Annotated in this window: 14 protein-coding genes; 12 read left to right on the top strand and 2 right to left on the bottom strand. The window is 39.3% G+C overall.

What is annotated here, in order from left to right; translation table 11 throughout:
• Positions 1–111: 111 nt before the first annotated feature.
• Positions 112–2,241: a DNA helicase RecQ gene (gene recQ, locus BMZ99_RS10830; protein WP_090936620.1), complete on the bottom strand. Its 2,130-nt coding sequence runs from the start codon at positions 2,239–2,241 to the stop codon at positions 112–114.
• Positions 2,242–2,452: 211 nt separating this feature from the next.
• Here recQ and BMZ99_RS10825 point away from each other — a divergent pair, with 211 nt between their 5' ends.
• From BMZ99_RS10825 to BMZ99_RS10770, 12 genes are all read left to right on the top strand, one after another.
• Positions 2,453–3,346, top strand: a complete 894-nt coding sequence (locus BMZ99_RS10825) for a DUF2156 domain-containing protein (protein WP_090936618.1) — start codon at positions 2,453–2,455, stop codon at positions 3,344–3,346.
• A gap of 311 nt (positions 3,347–3,657) precedes the next feature.
• Complete coding sequence (gene larA, locus BMZ99_RS10820; protein WP_090936606.1) at positions 3,658–4,923, top strand: nickel-dependent lactate racemase; 1,266 nt, start codon at positions 3,658–3,660, stop codon at positions 4,921–4,923.
• A 107-nt stretch (positions 4,924–5,030) separates the two neighbouring features.
• Positions 5,031–6,050 carry a SpoIID/LytB domain-containing protein gene (locus BMZ99_RS10815; RefSeq protein ID WP_090936604.1) on the top strand — a complete coding sequence of 340 codons (1,020 nt, stop codon included), beginning with the start codon at positions 5,031–5,033 and terminating at the stop codon, positions 6,048–6,050.
• A 326-nt stretch (positions 6,051–6,376) separates the two neighbouring features.
• Positions 6,377–7,249, top strand: a complete 873-nt coding sequence (locus BMZ99_RS27360; protein ID WP_090936602.1) for a methyl-accepting chemotaxis protein — start codon at positions 6,377–6,379, stop codon at positions 7,247–7,249.
• A 210-nt stretch (positions 7,250–7,459) separates the two neighbouring features.
• Positions 7,460–7,894, top strand: coding sequence for a DUF1934 domain-containing protein (locus tag BMZ99_RS10805; RefSeq protein ID WP_090936600.1), 435 nt, complete (start codon positions 7,460–7,462; stop codon positions 7,892–7,894).
• Entirely contained in the window at positions 7,884–9,548 is a 1,665-nt protein-coding gene (argS, locus tag BMZ99_RS10800; RefSeq protein WP_090936599.1) for an arginine--tRNA ligase, read from the top strand. The genes BMZ99_RS10805 and argS overlap by 11 nt, the downstream gene beginning before the upstream one ends.
• Positions 9,549–9,693: 145 nt before the next feature.
• A complete protein-coding gene (gene rpoE, locus BMZ99_RS10795; protein ID WP_245754918.1) occupies positions 9,694–10,053 on the top strand; it encodes a DNA-directed RNA polymerase subunit delta in 360 nt (119 codons plus the stop codon).
• 111 nt (positions 10,054–10,164) lie between these two features.
• Positions 10,165–11,769: a CTP synthase gene (locus BMZ99_RS10790; protein ID WP_090936596.1), complete on the top strand. Its 1,605-nt coding sequence runs from the start codon at positions 10,165–10,167 to the stop codon at positions 11,767–11,769.
• A gap of 89 nt (positions 11,770–11,858) precedes the next feature.
• Positions 11,859–12,809 carry a signal peptide peptidase SppA gene (gene sppA, locus BMZ99_RS10785; protein WP_090936594.1) on the top strand — a complete coding sequence of 317 codons (951 nt, stop codon included), beginning with the start codon at positions 11,859–11,861 and terminating at the stop codon, positions 12,807–12,809.
• Positions 12,810–13,391 carry a Yip1 family protein gene (locus tag BMZ99_RS10780; RefSeq protein WP_090936592.1) on the top strand — a complete coding sequence of 194 codons (582 nt, stop codon included), beginning with the start codon at positions 12,810–12,812 and terminating at the stop codon, positions 13,389–13,391.
• Between the two features lie 102 nt (positions 13,392–13,493).
• The gene (locus BMZ99_RS10775) at positions 13,494–15,824 is read left to right on the top strand and encodes a hypothetical protein (RefSeq protein WP_090936590.1); all 2,331 of its coding nucleotides are present in this window, start codon (positions 13,494–13,496) and stop codon (positions 15,822–15,824) included.
• 107 nt (positions 15,825–15,931) lie between these two features.
• Positions 15,932–16,330: a response regulator gene (locus BMZ99_RS10770; protein ID WP_090936588.1), complete on the top strand. Its 399-nt coding sequence runs from the start codon at positions 15,932–15,934 to the stop codon at positions 16,328–16,330.
• A gap of 274 nt (positions 16,331–16,604) precedes the next feature.
• On the opposite strand, the gene BMZ99_RS10765 is transcribed toward BMZ99_RS10770, so the two are convergent.
• On the bottom strand, positions 16,605–16,966 hold a 362-nt coding region (locus BMZ99_RS10765; protein WP_139214760.1), incomplete at its 5' end, for an IS3 family transposase.

The raw sequence follows: 16,966 nt of genomic DNA, 5'->3' as shown, positions 1-16,966 counted from the left end.
ACATAAAATGTTAATAAATTGCAAAGAACACAAAGATGTATGCATTCTACACCTTTGTGTTCTTTGTGGTTCGATCGTTTTATAGGTTTAAAAACGAAGCGTCAGCCTTCTTTATTGTCCTACATTATATTTGCATAAGACTGCCTTAATGGCAGAGTAGTCGATGTCGGTTGGCAGGGCGTCTTTGAGAGGTTTTAGTTTTTCAGCACCTATTTCAGCTATCTTACTTAGAATTAATTTTTCATATTGAGGCGGGATCAGAGCATCCCAGTTTACAGGATGTCCCTCTTGGTAGCAGCGTACCAAGTGATCTTGTATTGTAAGGGATTTTAGTTTACGCATTTGGCTGATTTCTTCCAGAGAATGTCCTTTTTGGTATAGTTCAAGACTGACAACATGACTGGGACTTTCTTGGACTTTTACAGATACTTCTTTATTTTCCTTGGAAGGGTTAGAGGATTGAATCTGATTTGCTAATGCATATTGTTGTAAGACTTCGAGGAACTCGTCACCATAACGTTTTCGCTTGCTTTCTCCTACCCCTTTTATGGTCAATAGAGCATCGTAGGTAGTTGGGCAAAACTCGCTCATTTCCTTTAAGGTGCTGTCGGCAAATACAAGATAGGGCGGGATTTGTTCTCTGTCAGCAATGGTTTTACGTAAGCTGCGCAGTAAACTAAAGAGAGAATTGTCTACTGTAATTTTCTGTGTACGTTTTGGTACTTTCTGCCATACTTTTGTTTGATTTTTTAATACTGCGACTCCTTTAGGTGCCAGTTTCACTACCGGATATTCACTGTCTGTTAACATTAGATAGTCGGTAGCAATTAACCGATTAATGGCATCTCGTATTTCTGGTAAGGTATAGTTTTTTAGTAAGCCATAAGTGGATAAGCTATCAAAACCCAGCTGTAGGACTTTTTTATCCTTAGACCCTTTTAATACGCTGGCAATTAAGGTCGTGCCATAACGTTCTTTAACCCGCATGACGCAGGAGAAGATCTTTTGGGCATCCAATGTAATATCAGTAAGTTCATTATCATCCTTACAATTGCTGCAATTGTCGCATTCGGTCAGATCACTTGTCTCACCAAAATAACTTAAGATAAATTTTCGCAGGCACTCTGGGGTGTGGCAATAATCGACCATGGTTTGCAGCTTGCTAATCTCATTGGTCTTTCGATCGGTATCAAAGGTTGTTTGTTCGATCAGATATCGTTGCAACAGTGGATCTTGAGCACCAAACAGCAAGATACATTCGCTTGGTTCTCCGTCTCGTCCAGCACGGCCCGCTTCTTGGTAATAGGCTTCCATATTTTTGGGCATATTGTAATGAATCACATAGCGTACATTGGACTTATCAATCCCCATGCCAAAGGCATTGGTAGCAACCATAATGCTGATATTGTCATAGATGAATTGTTCTTGATAGTGCTGGCGTTCTTTATCGGGGAGCCCAGCATGATACTTGCCTACAGAGTAGCCTTTTTTATATAATAAGCTATAAAGATTATCTACTTCTTTACGAGTTGCTGCATAAATAATCCCGGACTGTTCTTTGTTGGTGGTAATATATTTAAGGGTAAAGTCTTGTTTGTTTTCGCCACGAATAACAGTAAAGGAGAGGTTTTCACGATCAAAACCAGTCATGTAAATATCTGGCTTTCTTAGGGTTAATAAAGTAATAATGTCTTGGGTTACATCCGTTGTGGCTGTGGCTGTAAAGGCACCAATAATGGGACGGTTGGGCAGTGAAGTGATAAAAGTCCCCACAGCCCGATAGCTTGGGCGAAAATCATGCCCCCATTGTGAAACACAGTGGGCTTCATCAATAGCTAATAAAGAGATGGTAAGGACCTTGATAGCAGCTTGAAAGCTTTCTGATTCTAAACGTTCTGGAGCGATGTAGATGATTTTGTAGCGACCGCATTTTGCATTATAAATACGTTCATTGACCTGGGAGAGGGTGAGGGAACTATTAATAAAGGTGGCAGGAATTCCCACGCCGTTTAATGCGTCAACTTGGTCTTTCATTAAGGAAATCAAGGGTGAGACAACTAAGGTAACACCTGGCAGTAAGAGGGCAGGAATTTGGAAACACAAGGATTTTCCAGCACCAGTAGGCATAATGGCTAAGGTATCCTTATTATTTAATAGGCTGGTGATGATTTTCTGCTGACCAGGGCGAAAGGTGGTATAACCATAGTGCTGTTTTAATATATTTAGGGCGGCAGTTAACATGTAATTATCTCCTGAAAATTATTTTTGTTATAGTTCCGACTTCTTTCGTAGATTGCAGAGGAGCCGATACTTTTTATCCTTAATGCTTAGTTCGTCTTTAAACAGGAGGATTCCTGTCGAAATAGCAGATGCTTTTTATACCAATACCATTATATTTTTTCTTCTAATCATGTATAATGAAGAATAAAGTTGTGTTTGAGGAGGGTTTAATATTAAGTTTCAACAGCTTACCCTAGAAGATAAGCCGCTATTTGATCGATTCTTTCGTGAGCGGCGATATGAAAATGCCCACTATAATTTCACTAATTTATTTATGTGGCGTAAAGCCTATAAGATACAGTGGACGGTTGAAGGTAATTATCTATGTGTGAAAGCTTGCTGGGAAGGGGTAACATTCTTTTTACCACCTTTTGGTCCAAAGGAAGGCCTACCAGAGGTATTGGACAAAATGATAGAGCATGCGAAAGAGAATAATTTTACTTTTTCGCTGCAAGGAGTAGAAGCTTTTATGATAGAGTGGCTGGAGGAGGCAAAGCCAGGTTACTTTACATCTAAAGCTGTACGTGATAATTTTGATTATGTGTATTTAGCCAAAGACTTAATTGAACTAAAAGGGCGTAAATTTCATACTAAGAAAAATCATGTAAATAGTTTTAGAAAAAAATACAGTGATTATGAGTATATACCTATGACGGAAGAAATGACGAAAGACTGTATTGAGTTTATGCAGGAGTGGTGTGATGAACGAGGCTGTGTAAAAGGTGATGATCTGGACTGTGAAAGAAATGCAATTGTAGAAGCGATGAACAACTTTACGGTTCTTGGCTTTCAAGGAGGAGCCATTTTTATTGATGGTAAAATGGTAGCTTTTAGTTATGGAGAAATGGGTAATGACAATACCGCAGTGATTCACGTGGAAAAAGGCCGCATGGGAATCAATGGTGTATATAGTATTATCAATCAGGAATTCTGTTCCCATACGTTCTCAGAGGCAATCTACATTAATCGGGAGGAAGATATGGGAATTGAAGGTTTACGAAAAGCAAAAGAATCTTACCAGCCGATAAAGATGATAGAAAAATATAACGTAGGATTAAAACTATAGTAAGTACGACTATGATTTAGGTCGACAGTGAGGCCCATCTAAATCGTAGCCGTACTTACTATATCAAAAGTCCCTGCTGCTTACAGTCAAAGAGATTGTAAGTGGCAGGGACTTTTTGCCTCCGTCTTGCTGGACGAAAAATCTCGCGCAATTCATCCCATAGCTTTAGTTTTGGCGGACTACTAGGTTCTTTTTCAGGGTATTATAGTAAAAAGGAATTAAAAGTAGTATAAAAATTTATAATTAAAAAAGCAGGAAGATTGCAACTATTTGTACAAGTAGGTAGCAAAGAGAAATAAGGAGATGATTCTATGAAAAAAGTACAATTAGCATATGGCAAAGGAAATATTAGTATTGAAGTTCCTGATAACGCAGTAATAGTAGAACCGCCGCATATAGAAAGCTTGGCAGATGAGAAGGGGGCTGTTGTTCAGGCTCTGCGCCATCCTACTGGCACTCCTCCTTTAAAGGAAATGGTAAAAGCATCAGATACGGTTGCTATTGTAATTTCTGATATAACTAGACCAACTCCTAACCACAAATTAGTTCCATGGATCATTGAAGAGCTGTCTCATGTTCCTAAAGAAAATTTTGTGGTGATTAATGGGTTAGGGAGTCATCGTCACAATACGAGAGAAGAATTAATTAGCATGTTAGGTCAGGAAGTAGTTGATACCATTCGAGTTATCAATCATGAAGCCTTTGATGATAATGAATTAGTACACGTTGGTCGAAATAGTTATGGATCTGAAGTGTATTTAAATAAAACCTATGTAGAAGCTGATTTTAAAATTGTTACAGGATTTATCGAGCCACACTTTTTTGCTGGATTTTCTGGTGGACCAAAAGGTATAAATCCAGGAATTGTCGGCATAAAAACGATTCAGGACTTTCATAATGCTGAGATGATCGGTAATCCTAAAAGTACTTGGGGCGTAATTGAAGGCAATGGTGTCCAAGATGCAGCTACTCAAAATTGTTTAATGGCTAAGCCGCAGTTTATGTTAAATGTGACATTAAATGGAGATAAAGAAATAACGAATGTTTTTGCAGGAGATGTAATTCAAGCTCATCGAGTAGGCTGCGAATTTGTAAAACATCATGCGATGGTGGCAGTAGATCATCCTTTTGATATCGTCATTACAACTAATGCAGGCTATCCGTTAGATCAGAATCTGTACCAAACAGTTAAAGGTATGAGTGCTGGTGCGCAAATAGTAAAAGAGGGGGGCAGTATTATCAGCGTTGCAGAATGTTCAGATGGACTGCCAAGCCATGGAAATTTTGGTCCAATTTTAAAAATGCGCAATACTCCTCAAGCGCTGTTGGATATGATTAATGAACCATCCTTCTCTATGTTTGATCAGTGGGAAGCCCAGGCGTTGGCAATGATCCAGGTAAAAGCGGATTGTTATTTATATTCGACTTTAGATAAAGAAACAGTGGCAGACTGCATGCTGCAATCTGTTGAAAACATAGAACAAACATTAGCAAAGTTAATCGAAAAGTATGGCTCTGATGCACGTGTTGCTGTACTGCCATTAGGACCACTTGTTGTCCCTTATGTTGCCAAATAAGACTACGAGTCTCCATTTTATGGAGGCTCGTTTTTTGCATCTGCTGTTTGTTGTATTTTAAGTATAGTGTGGCAACTATTACTCCATACTATGATTGAGGTGGAGTAATGGCTAAAAAATATAAATATATAATTTTGACGCTTTTAATTGGAATTCTGACAGTGGCAGGAGCTTGTTCTTTTTTGCAGTCGCCTGCTCCCAAACCAGATCCTGAGGTCGTGGAGTCACCTAGTTCAGAAGTACCGGAGCCAGAATCGGTTCAGCCTATTCCTGGAGTAGAAACATTGGATACCAATAAATACAAAAATGAACCTACGATTACAGTATGGATTGCAGATAAAGGCTATATCGATAGAATGTTGTTAGAAAAGTATTTAGAAGGTGTTGTCGCAAGAGAAATGCATAACGATTGGCCGCTTGAGGCTTTGGCAGCTCAAGCGATTACTTCACGCACGTTAACTCTTCATGCGATGGAAGCCGGTACAATTATGAGGCTGCATCATGCTGACGTAAGTACGGCTAAAGAAGAGCTGCAAGCTTATGCACCGGAGTTGGTAAATGACAATGTTAGAGAAGCGGTGCGCCGTACCAGAGGAGAAGTACTGACATATGCGGGAGGGTTGATTAATGCGATCTACAGCTCTTGCAACGGGCAAATTGCCGCAACAAAGGAAGAGAGCTTTCCAGAAGAGATACCTACTTCAACACCATATTTTCAACCAATAACAGACCGATGTTTTCAATATGCACCAGAGAAAGAGCAGTCCTGGGCGGTTAAAATACCAGGGGCAGAGGTTGCTGCCGCTGTTGGTTATTCTGGTAACCCGAAAGATATTCGGATCTTGGAAAAAGGTCCTTCAGGTCGGATTCTATATATTGGTGCAGGAGATAAAAAAATATATGGTTCTGATTTTCGAAAAAAAGTTGGTTATGATCGTCTAAAGTCTACATTAATTACAGAGATGAATTATGATGGAGAAAACTTTACTTTTAAAGGAATGGGTTGGGGCAATGGTGTAGGATTATGCCAGTGGGGGGCTTATACCTTTGCTCAGGAAGGAAAGAAAGCAGAGGATATTGTGAAAACCTATTATGTAGGTACTGAGGTAACAAAGCTCTGGCAGTAAGAGCACGAAGTAATTTTTTAAGATGATTTTGCATATACTAGTAGTGGAGAGGCAGTCATTTGACGCCTCATCCATATAGGCGCCGTGGTTTTCTCTTTGTATAAAGATAAGACTGCGGCGCTACGGTTTTTTTTAAAAGATATTACTGAATACGCCAAGAGAAGAAAAATTAATAAAAGGTTGGATTATGGAATAAAAGTATTGGTGTTATTGTTATATTCTTGCAGGATTTACTGTATTGCTATTGAACTTATATATAGCATAAGAATCGGATACTAAAAGGTTGAGAGCAAATGGAGTCCGACAGCAAAAGGGAGATGGCGAATATGGCAGAGTATGCAATTACTACAGAAATGGCAGGCTCGTTGGCGCGATTTATCTATCAAAATACTGGTTATCATATTATTGTCTGTAACCAAGACGCTGTGATTGTAGGAGATTCAGATGGCGGTAAGCGTCTAAACACCAAACATCTTGGTTCACAAAATATTTTGAGTGGCCACTTAGATGAATATGTAGTAACAACAGCTGATGTGGCAAAGAACCCAACCCTAAAAGAAGGACAGAATTATCCAATTGAAGTAGATGGGCAAAGAGTAGGTACTTTTGCTATTGCAGGTCAATTAGATTATGTTCGCCCCATTGCTAAGGTCGTAGTAGCCTTATTAAGTACACGATTAAAACAGGCTAAACAAATTGAAATCGTTCAAGAGGTAGCCCATGCAGTTTCGCAAAATGTAAGTCAGGCAGTTGCTGCAATAGAGGGAATTTCTGCTTCTTCCCAAGAATTGGCTGCCAATACGGAAAGTGTCGTGAATGTATCGCATGATTCTGTAAGACGCGTTAAAGATACAGGTAAAATTCTTGACATGAGTCGTAAAATTGCTACTCAAACTAAGTTGTTGAGCCTGAATGCTTCCATTGAGGCGGCAAGAGCTGGAAATTATGGCAGAGGTTTTGCAGTAGTTGCACAAGAAATGCAGAATTTAGCACAAAATAGTGCAGATGCTACAGAAAATATTAATAAGATATTACAAGAAATTCAAGAATCGATACAAAAAGTAATCGATGGCATCAATCAGTCCGCGCTAATATCCAATAAACAAGCCGGGACGATGCAAGATATAATTAAAGTGATTCAAGATGTTCAGACCTCATCCGCTGATTTGGTAGCAGCATTTAATAATAAGAATCAGTAACTGAGGATTGAGATCAAAAATAAATGAAATAAATATATATTTTTGGAAATTTTTCATATATTATAAATAATGAATGATCTGTTATGCGCCGCTTGTCTGCTATGCACAGGCATGAGGCGTTATGTTTTTTTATGTACAAATTTTTCTTCCTTTTCTTGCAATATTTGCTGAGTACGCTATAATATATTTCAGGTTGATAGAGGAGATAATATGATAGATATTGTAATTACAATCGTCGGTACTCAAAAAGATGAAAAAGGTGAAGAATCCTATATTGAATGCACTACCAAAGGTCGTTATTATGAAAAAAATAACATTCGATATATCGTATATAAGGATAGTGAAATTTCTGGTCTTGATGGCGTTACTACAATGTTGAAAGTGCATGATAGGCATGTGGCATTGGTCCGGACGGGCAGCGTAGATCATAAACAAGAATTTCTTTTAGGCCAAAAAAGCTGTAGCGCGTACCATACACCTTATGGTACTATGCAAATGAACATTCAGACAAACAGCTTAAGGATAGATTTAACCAGTGCAACTGGAACCGTTGCGATTGAGTATGAATTAGAAATAAACGGACAATGGCAAAGTGCCAATACCTTGTCGATCAGTATACAGGAGGAAAGTATAAGTGGATATTAAAGAGTTATTACATAAAGCAATTTATCAAGCAGCTCAGGCAGCCGTTGCTGAGGGTGTATTTGCCATTCATGAGTTGCCGCAGGTGATCTTAGAAGTACCACCTAAAAAAGAGTTTGGAGATTTTGCTACGAACTTTTCGATGCAGGCTGCCAGAGCTGCGAAAACCAATCCTAGAGTGATTGCTGAAGCAATTGTTGCTCGGATGCAAGAAACATGGTTGGAAAAAGCTGTGATTGCAGGACCGGGATTTATTAATTTTTATTTAAAATCTGACTGGTTATATACCATGTTAAATGATATATTGTCTCAAGGTGAAAATTATGGCAATAGCAAAACGGACGCAAAAGAGCGTGTACAGGTGGAATATGTTAGTGCCAATCCTACTGGACCTCTTCACGTAGGTCACGGTCGCGGTGCTGCCGTAGGAAGTGCTTTGGTAAATCTATTAAAAGCAGCAGGCTATGACGTGGCTAGTGAATATTATATCAATGATGCGGGCAATCAAATCGATAACTTGGCAGCATCAGTCCATGCCCGTTACTTAGAACTTCTTGGCCAAAAGATAGAGTTTCCTGAAGATGGCTATCACGGACAAGATATTATTGATACGGCTCAGCGTATCCTTGATAAGGCTGGAGACAGTTACCTTTCTATGCCTGTTTCTGAGCGATTGGCAGTTTTTAAAGAAATTGCTCTTCAGGAAAAACTAGCTGCGTTAAAAGAGGATCTTGCTGCATTTAATGTGCAATTTGACGTTTGGTTTAGCGAGTGTACATTACATCAAAGCGGTGCGCTGCAGGAGACCTGTCAGGTACTCAAAAACAATGGATCGATCTATGAACAAGAAGGAGCTCTTTGGTTAAAATCCACAGCCTATGGAGATGATAAGGACCGGGTAGTGATTCGTGACAATGGAATTCCTACTTATTTAGCTGCCGATATTGCGTATCATCGAAATAAGCTGGAAAGAGGATTTGATCAATTAATTAATATTTGGGGTGCTGACCATCATGGGTATATTTGCCGTGTGAAAGCAGCCATTGGTTCCTTGGGGTATTCCCCTGAACAACTAGAAGTTTTGATTGTACAAATGGTAAGCTTATATAGAAGCGGCCAATTGGTAAAAATGTCAAAACGTACAGGGCAAAGTGTAACATTGTCAGAATTGATAGAAGAAGTTGGTACAGATGCTGCGAGATTTTTCTTCATTATGCGGTCTCTTGATAGTCAATTAGATTTTGATCTTGATTTAGCAAAGTCAAAATCTAATGAGAATCCCGTGTATTATATACAATATGCTTATGCGCGCATCGCCAGTATTTTTCGTCAAGCTGCAGAAGATGGGATTTTACTCGAAGATCTTGATGCTGTGAAATTAAGTCTGCTTACCAGCGAATGTGAGGTGGATTTAATTAAGAAGCTGGGTGAATATCAAGAAGAAATCGCAGATGCTGCGAAGGAACGAGCACCTCATCGCATTGCCCGCTATGCTCATGATTTGGCAGGGCAGTTTCACACTTTTTATAACCAATGCCGCATTAAAGGGGTTGAACAGGATTTGCAATTGGCGCGCATGGCGCTGGCAAAAGCTGTGCAAACAACCATTAGGCATGCATTAGGTATTCTGGGGATTAGTGTACCAGAAAAAATGTAGGGATTTTCTGAAAAATTCATACCTAAAAAAAGGAATTTTCCTAAATATGGTGAATCATTACCAGCAAAAATGATTTCAAGCTAGTGCTTAAGAAGTAAGAGAAATTAAACGCTGCGTGCGGAAGGAATAAAATAATATGACAGATATGATGAAACAAGTTTCAGAAGTAGAATTAGCTTATAAAATTTTGCAAAAAACAGGGCACTCTATGTATTTTAGAGAGTTAATTACAGAAGTATTAGAACTGAAAGGTCGCAGGATTCATTCCTTAGCTCATGCTATGTCGGAAGTACATACACAAATCAATATGGATAGTCGTTTCGTTCATATGGGAAAAGGCATGTGGGGTCTTGTTGAATGGTCGCCGCAACAGCTGAGTGCTCATTCTGTTGGCGATGATGCTGATAGTGTACCGAGTTCTTTTTCTTCCCGCCGTGAAAAACTTTTTGAGGAAATTCAGCAAGAATATGTTGCGTCTGCGGCAGAGCCTGGTGAACGAGAATAAGTACTTGACACTGCCCTTTAGTAAAGTATAAAATGATTGGCGTACTTGAACTAAATGTAGCGTACTAAATGACAGATACTGTTAAAGGCATTTTTAGGAGGAAATAGGACTATGACAAAATATATATTTGTTACCGGGGGGGTTGTCTCTTCACTTGGTAAAGGTATTACTGCTGCTTCGTTGGGGCGGTTGTTAAAGAATCGCGGGTTAAAGGTAACGATCCAGAAGTTTGATCCATACATAAATATTGATCCAGGTACCATGAGTCCTTATCAGCATGGTGAAGTATTTGTTACCGATGATGGAGCCGAAACTGATCTGGATTTAGGGCATTATGAGCGTTTTATTGATATTAATTTAAGTAAAAGCTCCAATGTAACAGCAGGAAAAATATATTTGTCTGTTATTAATAAAGAACGTAAAGGTGATTATTTGGGGAGTACGGTACAGGTCATCCCTCATATTACCAATGAAATAAAAGAGCGTGTGTATCGTGTGGGCAAAGAAGATAATGCGGATGTGGTAATTACTGAAATTGGCGGTACTGTCGGGGATATTGAAAGTCTTCCCTTTTTAGAAGCGATCCGCCAAGTGAAAAAAGAAGTAGGGCGCAATGATGTCCTATATCTTCACGTAACCTTGCTTCCTTATATTGCCGCTGCGGGAGAGCTTAAAACCAAGCCGACCCAGCATAGCGTAAAAGAATTGAGAGGTATTGGTATTACTCCTGACATTATTGTTTGCCGTACGGAATATGATATTTCATCTGATATGCGCGACAAGTTAGCTCTTTTCTGTGATATTGATTCTGATGCTGTAATACAAAATAAAACGGCAGCGAGCATATATGAAGTGCCTTTGATGATGCAAGAGGAAGGCCTTGATCGTATTGTCTTAGAAAAATTGAAAATTGATGCTGGTGATGCCGATATGGCAGATTGGCGCAAAATGGTTCATAAAATCATTAATCCTTCAAAATCAGTAAAAATTGCAATTGTCGGTAAGTACGTGGCTTTGCCTGATGCATATTTGAGTGTGGCAGAAGCGTTAAGACATGCAGGTATTGCCAATGACACTGCTATTCAAATTCATTGGGTAAATGCGGAAGAAATTGAGGATGCATCTGTAGATCTTCAAAAGTGTTTTGCAGATGTTGATGGTATTTTGGTGCCAGGAGGTTTTGGTGATCGAGGCGTGGAAGGCAAGATCAAAGCCATTCAGTATGCTCGGGAAAACAAAGTACCATTTTTTGGTTTGTGCTTAGGTATGCAATGTGCTGTTGTTGAATTTGCCCGTCATGTATGTAATTTGAAAGGTGCTCACAGTACAGAATTTAATCCTGAAACAAAGTATCCGGTAATCGATCTCATGTCTGAACAAGTAGCCGTAGAAGAAAAAGGCGGTACTATGCGTTTAGGGGTTTATCCATGTAAGGTGTCGGAAGATACGTTAACCTGTCAGGCTTATCAAGATGAGATCATTTATGAACGTCATCGTCATCGCTGGGAATTTAATAATGCCTACCGTGAGCAGCTCACTCAGGCTGGTCTTGTGATCGGTGGTACTTTGCCAAATGGTCGATTAATAGAAATTATAGAAGTTAAAGATCATCCATGGTTTGTTGGTACTCAATTTCATCCAGAACTTAAATCACGTCCGACCAACCCCCATCCATTATTCAGAGAATTTATTAAGGCTGCGCTGAACGGCAAGTAGTAAAAAAGCAACTGTTGGACTTATTTCCGGCAGTTGCTTTTTGCATAGGTAGGTTTGTTGTTGGTTTCGTATAATAAGGAGGTTTGTCTATGTATAAAAAATCAGTAATCATTGTGATTGGAGTTGTGATCGCACTTTCGTTAATTGGGTTGGCTTTTCAAGGATTCGGTGCTAAGAATAAAGGGAAAGTCAGCCAAGCAGATAAGATTGCTATCATCTATGTAGATGGTGTTATTATCGGCGGGCGAGGCCAAAGCAGTGTGCTGATGGAACAAGGCGGTACCGATCAAATTATTAAACAAATTCATCAGGCTAGAGATGATGGATCGGTAAAGGCCGTGGTTTTGCGAATCAATAGTCCAGGCGGTAGTGCGGCAGCTTCTCAAGAAGTAGGAGAAGAATTAAAGAAGCTGCGGGCTCAAGGTAAAGTAGTAGTAACTTCGATGGGAGATGTTGCGGCTTCAGGAGGATATTGGCTGGCAGCATGTACGGATAAAATTTATGCAAATCCAACTACGATGACAGGGAGTATTGGAGTCTACATGCCTTATGCCAATTGGGAGGAATTATACAAAAAAGTTGGTATCTATCAAGAGAAAATTAAAAGTGGACCCCACAAGGATATATTGTCTCCTGAGCGGCAAATGACAGATGAAGAACGAGAGATTATTCAAGTTATGGTGGATGATATCTATAACCAATTTGTAGACGTAGTAGCACAAGGACGCAAAATGGATAAAGAGCAAGTGAAAAAACTGGCCGATGGACGTATTTATACAGGAAATCAGGCCAAGCAGCTTGGATTGGTAGATGAATTGGGGAATATGTATGATGCGATTGACGGTGCCAGCCAATTGGCAGGTATTGAAGGAAAGCCAACCATAAAAGAATTTGGCAAAACATCTCCTTGGAACATGTTATTTGGACCCAGCGAAAAAATTAGTACGCTGTTAGAACAATTTTTACTTCAAAAGGCTTCAAATCAGATGAATCTAGGTGTTCCATTGGAAGCGACGCCAGAAAAATGGCAGGTGAAATAAATGGGGAATGTCTTCGATGCTTTGTATGATGTGCTATTTCAACCTAAAATAGCAATGAAGATGATTGCCGAGCAGAAAAATATATCACAAGGAGTCATTGTCTTTTTTCTTAGCCTTGTGATACCCTTATGGGCCTTGTATTTTGGTCTGCAGGATGTTGGCATGTCTGCTATGGTTCCCTTCATCATCGGCTTTAAAATTATTAGCAGCATGCTCATGTGGTTTATGGGAGCTGCTGTATGGCATTTGATTGCTGAATTTCTTGGTGGCAGAGGCACAGGATTAGGGTTATTTATTACACTGGGATTTGCCCAGTTTCCACAAATATTGATCGTTCCATTATGGGTAATTGCTGCATTATTGCCAGCTAGTTTGAAAAGTATAATGATGGCGGCCGCTGCTTTGATAATTTTTGCTTGGACATTTTTCTTGACAATAACAGCGATTAAAGAAGTGTATGAATTTTCCACGGCAAAAGCGATGTTGGTCATAATAGCCCCTGTATTAGCCATCTTAGTGGTAGGTGCAATTGCTTTTACTTTTATTGGCAGTGCGATGACGCAAATGCCTATGTGGTTGTAAATTGGTATAAAGTTGTCAGGAATGAAATGTGAGAGACTTCATTCCTGGCATTTGGCATGCAGAGATTAATTTTGATATATAGATAGAAAAGGGTAGGATAAAATGAGAGGAAAAAGTACAATTCTAGTACTCGTTCTGGCATTCCTGCTTGGAGGATGCGCTAGCCAGAGACCAGCACCAACTGCTGCTCTTAGCATAGCTGGGCCGGAGGAAAGCATGAAGTGGGGACTTTCTCAGCAATTACAGCAAGAAGGTGCAGGAAACTCTTACCGAGTGATGACAGCTCAAGGGCAAGGGACAATGCTGGAGTTGGCAGCTGGAAATCAAGGAAAAATAGTATACTTTGTGGAAGCGAAAGCTGATGCAGCAATTTTTGCGAATCTAAGACTAAAATTTTTGTCAACGCAAGGTGGAGGGCGGATTGTATTTTCTGCCTTTGATAATAAAGGGAATCTTCTTGGAGAAACAGGTTCTATTTTTACAGGAAAGCTGTCGCCTGATACTGCTCACGATAAGTGGCAGGATAGGCGGTATTATACGAATTATCAAGGTGGCTGGATTGAGGAAAATCATTATTTTGCCCAAGTGCTAGCTGCTTTCCCCGAGGCAGCAGCCTATCGTGTCAGTGTACAAGTAAGTGAGGGACAGCATGTTCTTATTTCTCAGCTTACTACTGGTTACGATCATGCAAAAGCAGTAGCTGTGACTCCTCGTACGCTGCAATATGCAGTCAAGCAGGGAGAGATGGTTACAATTGAAGCGGATGTGGAAAATAGAAGTCAAGAGCTTCTAGAAAATGTGTCCGTGCGTCTACAGGAGCCTTTTGGCTACGGTCTGGTTGCAGTAGAGCAGATGACAAAGACGATTGAGCGATTAGCTCCATGGGAAAAGCAGCACGTGAGCTGGCAAGTTCAAGCGCAAAGACCTGACAGCGTAAACTTAAATAAACCTTGGTCCATTGGCTTTCGTGTAAATGACGTGCTGCTATCTTCAAAAATCCAAGTTGCAGTAGCAGATACAAGGCCGGGAAAAGTATTTTATGTAATGACTGAGGATTTAGAACCCATTGATGGTGCTGGTTATGCTAAAGCGTGGGGGAATGCTAATGGGTGGCTCGATCCACAAGAATTTTTGGGACAAATGGTTTTTAAAGCGGAAAGAATCAATGAAATAGCCGAAAAGCATGGGGCAAAGTGGACCCATTATATTGCTTGGCCGGCTGTTAAAGCAGCTCAATGGGCTGCAGGGCAGTCAGCCTTGGAAGACTGGTCTAAAGTAATTGCTGCAATCACAAATTCTGTTATTCAAGAAGCAGCAAAGGGGCATGAATATGGAATTCATATGCATTCCGATTATGATCCGTATCTGCCTGGCAATACACTGTCTTATAATGATGCAGATGACGGCTTCTGGGCCAATCATTTAAAACATGGCTGGGCTCATTCGATAGAACATGAAGGAAATTTTAGTGATTACAACAGCCGAACTGGTATCTTATATCAGTATCAGGCAATCTTAGATCAATTGTCCTCCAATTCTTCCCAAGGGCAACTATTAACCGCTCGGGCTGGTTCTTTTGATTTTGGCAATGGCAGTACTGATGAAGCGATGAGTACGAATGCATATAAGAAAGTTGGTTTATGGGGATCGAGTGATGCTGATGGAAATGCAGGCGGCATCACTTCTGGTGAATACGGAAAAGAAATTTATCTTGCCGCAGATGATGATATAAATATTCCTGCTAAGGAGCTTCAAAAGACAGGTGTAGTTGAGTTTCGTCCCACGCCAAAAGAACCCATTGCATATGATAGTCAAAGTGCAGCCGTCATGAATGGTAAAGCAGATCAGGGCATGAAATATTTTACTGAGGGCGACTCCAATATAAAACCGGGAGTACACGCTATTGTGGGTTTCACACATGCTATGTTTATTATGGGGCAGGGAGATTGGCAAAGTCTTGAGGGCGGTCAATTTAAGGCTTTAGATGATCATTTAGCCTATTTAAAAGAATCTTATGTCAATAAAGGATTATTAACATTTGGGACTGCTAGTGAATTGGTTGCAGATTATTTGGATTATTATACACCTCAGTTATTGGCGATATATGGTGCAAGACGATCCGATAATTTCGGTGTGGCTGAGTATAATATTCGAATTTTAGGAAGAGATATTCCGGTTGATGAAAATCATATTCATAGCGTAAGTATGAAATATCCGCTGTATTTACGCGATAGTGCCTATCGAATCAGTATTTTAAAGAATGGAAAGACTATCTATAGTACTTGGGGTCTGCCGACTCCTTTTAATGATATATTATTTACAGTAGATGATAAAACAGCTGTATATACTGTAAAAATATATCATAATGAACTTGCCGCCAAGTTTATAACGCAAATTCGTTCCTTAAATGAAAAAATATTCAAAAAAAAGTGACAAAAAGTAATTTTTCCCATTATATAGGAGGATATTTTTGGATTTGTGCGAATAAATATATAACATAGAACATAAACGGATATAAAGTAAATAAGGAGAGGCTAAGAATGTCTAATATCAAACACACAGTATTGGTTATTGATGATCAGCCAGGCATTAGAAGATTACTGATGGAAGTTCTAAGCGAAGAAGGGTATGCAGTTCATACCGCAGCTAATGGCTATGAAGGCATACAAAAAGTGAAAGATCTCAAACCTGTCTTGATTTTGATGGACATGAAGATGCCAGGGATGGACGGAATAGAAACATTACGTGAGCTCAAACGATTAAATCAAGCAAATAAAGTAATTATGATGACTGCATATGGTGAATTAGAATTGGTTAATATCGCCAAGGAGTTAGGAGCCTATGCATATATTACCAAACCTTTTGATATTATTGACTTATGTTCTATGATTGCTACGTTGATTTCTGGAAATAAAGAATGTGAATTGAAAATTGGTTAGTAGCATGCGCCCAAAGAAAATTCTTTGGGTGTTTTCCTTATAGCAGATGAATGTTAACAATAAAGGGCTTCTTTTAAAAGAACTTGAAGTGCGGATCTTTTATTGATCTTTGCTCCGAGTTCTTCTTGTTGCTATGATGATTTATTATGACGTATTAAAATTAATAAATTATTATAAAATTTTATTGCAGTGAAAAGCATTTGGATAAAAAAGCATGATTTTTGGTATTCTGAACTGGTACCTAGAAATAGGACATTATAGAAAAAAGCCTAAATTAAGCCACAATGAGATGATCCCGATATTGAATCGGGGTCATTTTTTTTAATCCCCATTGATAGCGATGACAGTTATAGTATTCAATATAATTATAAATGGTTTCTTTAAGGTCGTTAAAAGTTTGACAGCTTTTAATATCGACTTCATCCTTCATATGACCAAAGAAAGATTCCATGGATGCATTGTCTAAACAGTTTCCCTTTCGGGACATAGACTGCTTGATATGTAAGTCTTTTAAGGAAAGTTGAAAGTCTGGATGTGTATAGTGAAAGCCCTGATCTGAATGAAGGATTACCTCAGGATGAAGATTGCCACTTAATGCTTCGTGTAGCCGTTCCAGTGTTTTATGAACAATAGGCA

It is taken from the genome of Pelosinus propionicus DSM 13327 (assembly GCF_900114615.1).
Taxonomy (GTDB): Bacteria; Bacillota; Negativicutes; order DSM-13327; family DSM-13327; genus Pelosinus; species Pelosinus propionicus.
The sequence above is the reverse complement of the archived record's forward strand: the minus strand, read 5'-3'. Positions and strand labels throughout refer to the sequence as shown.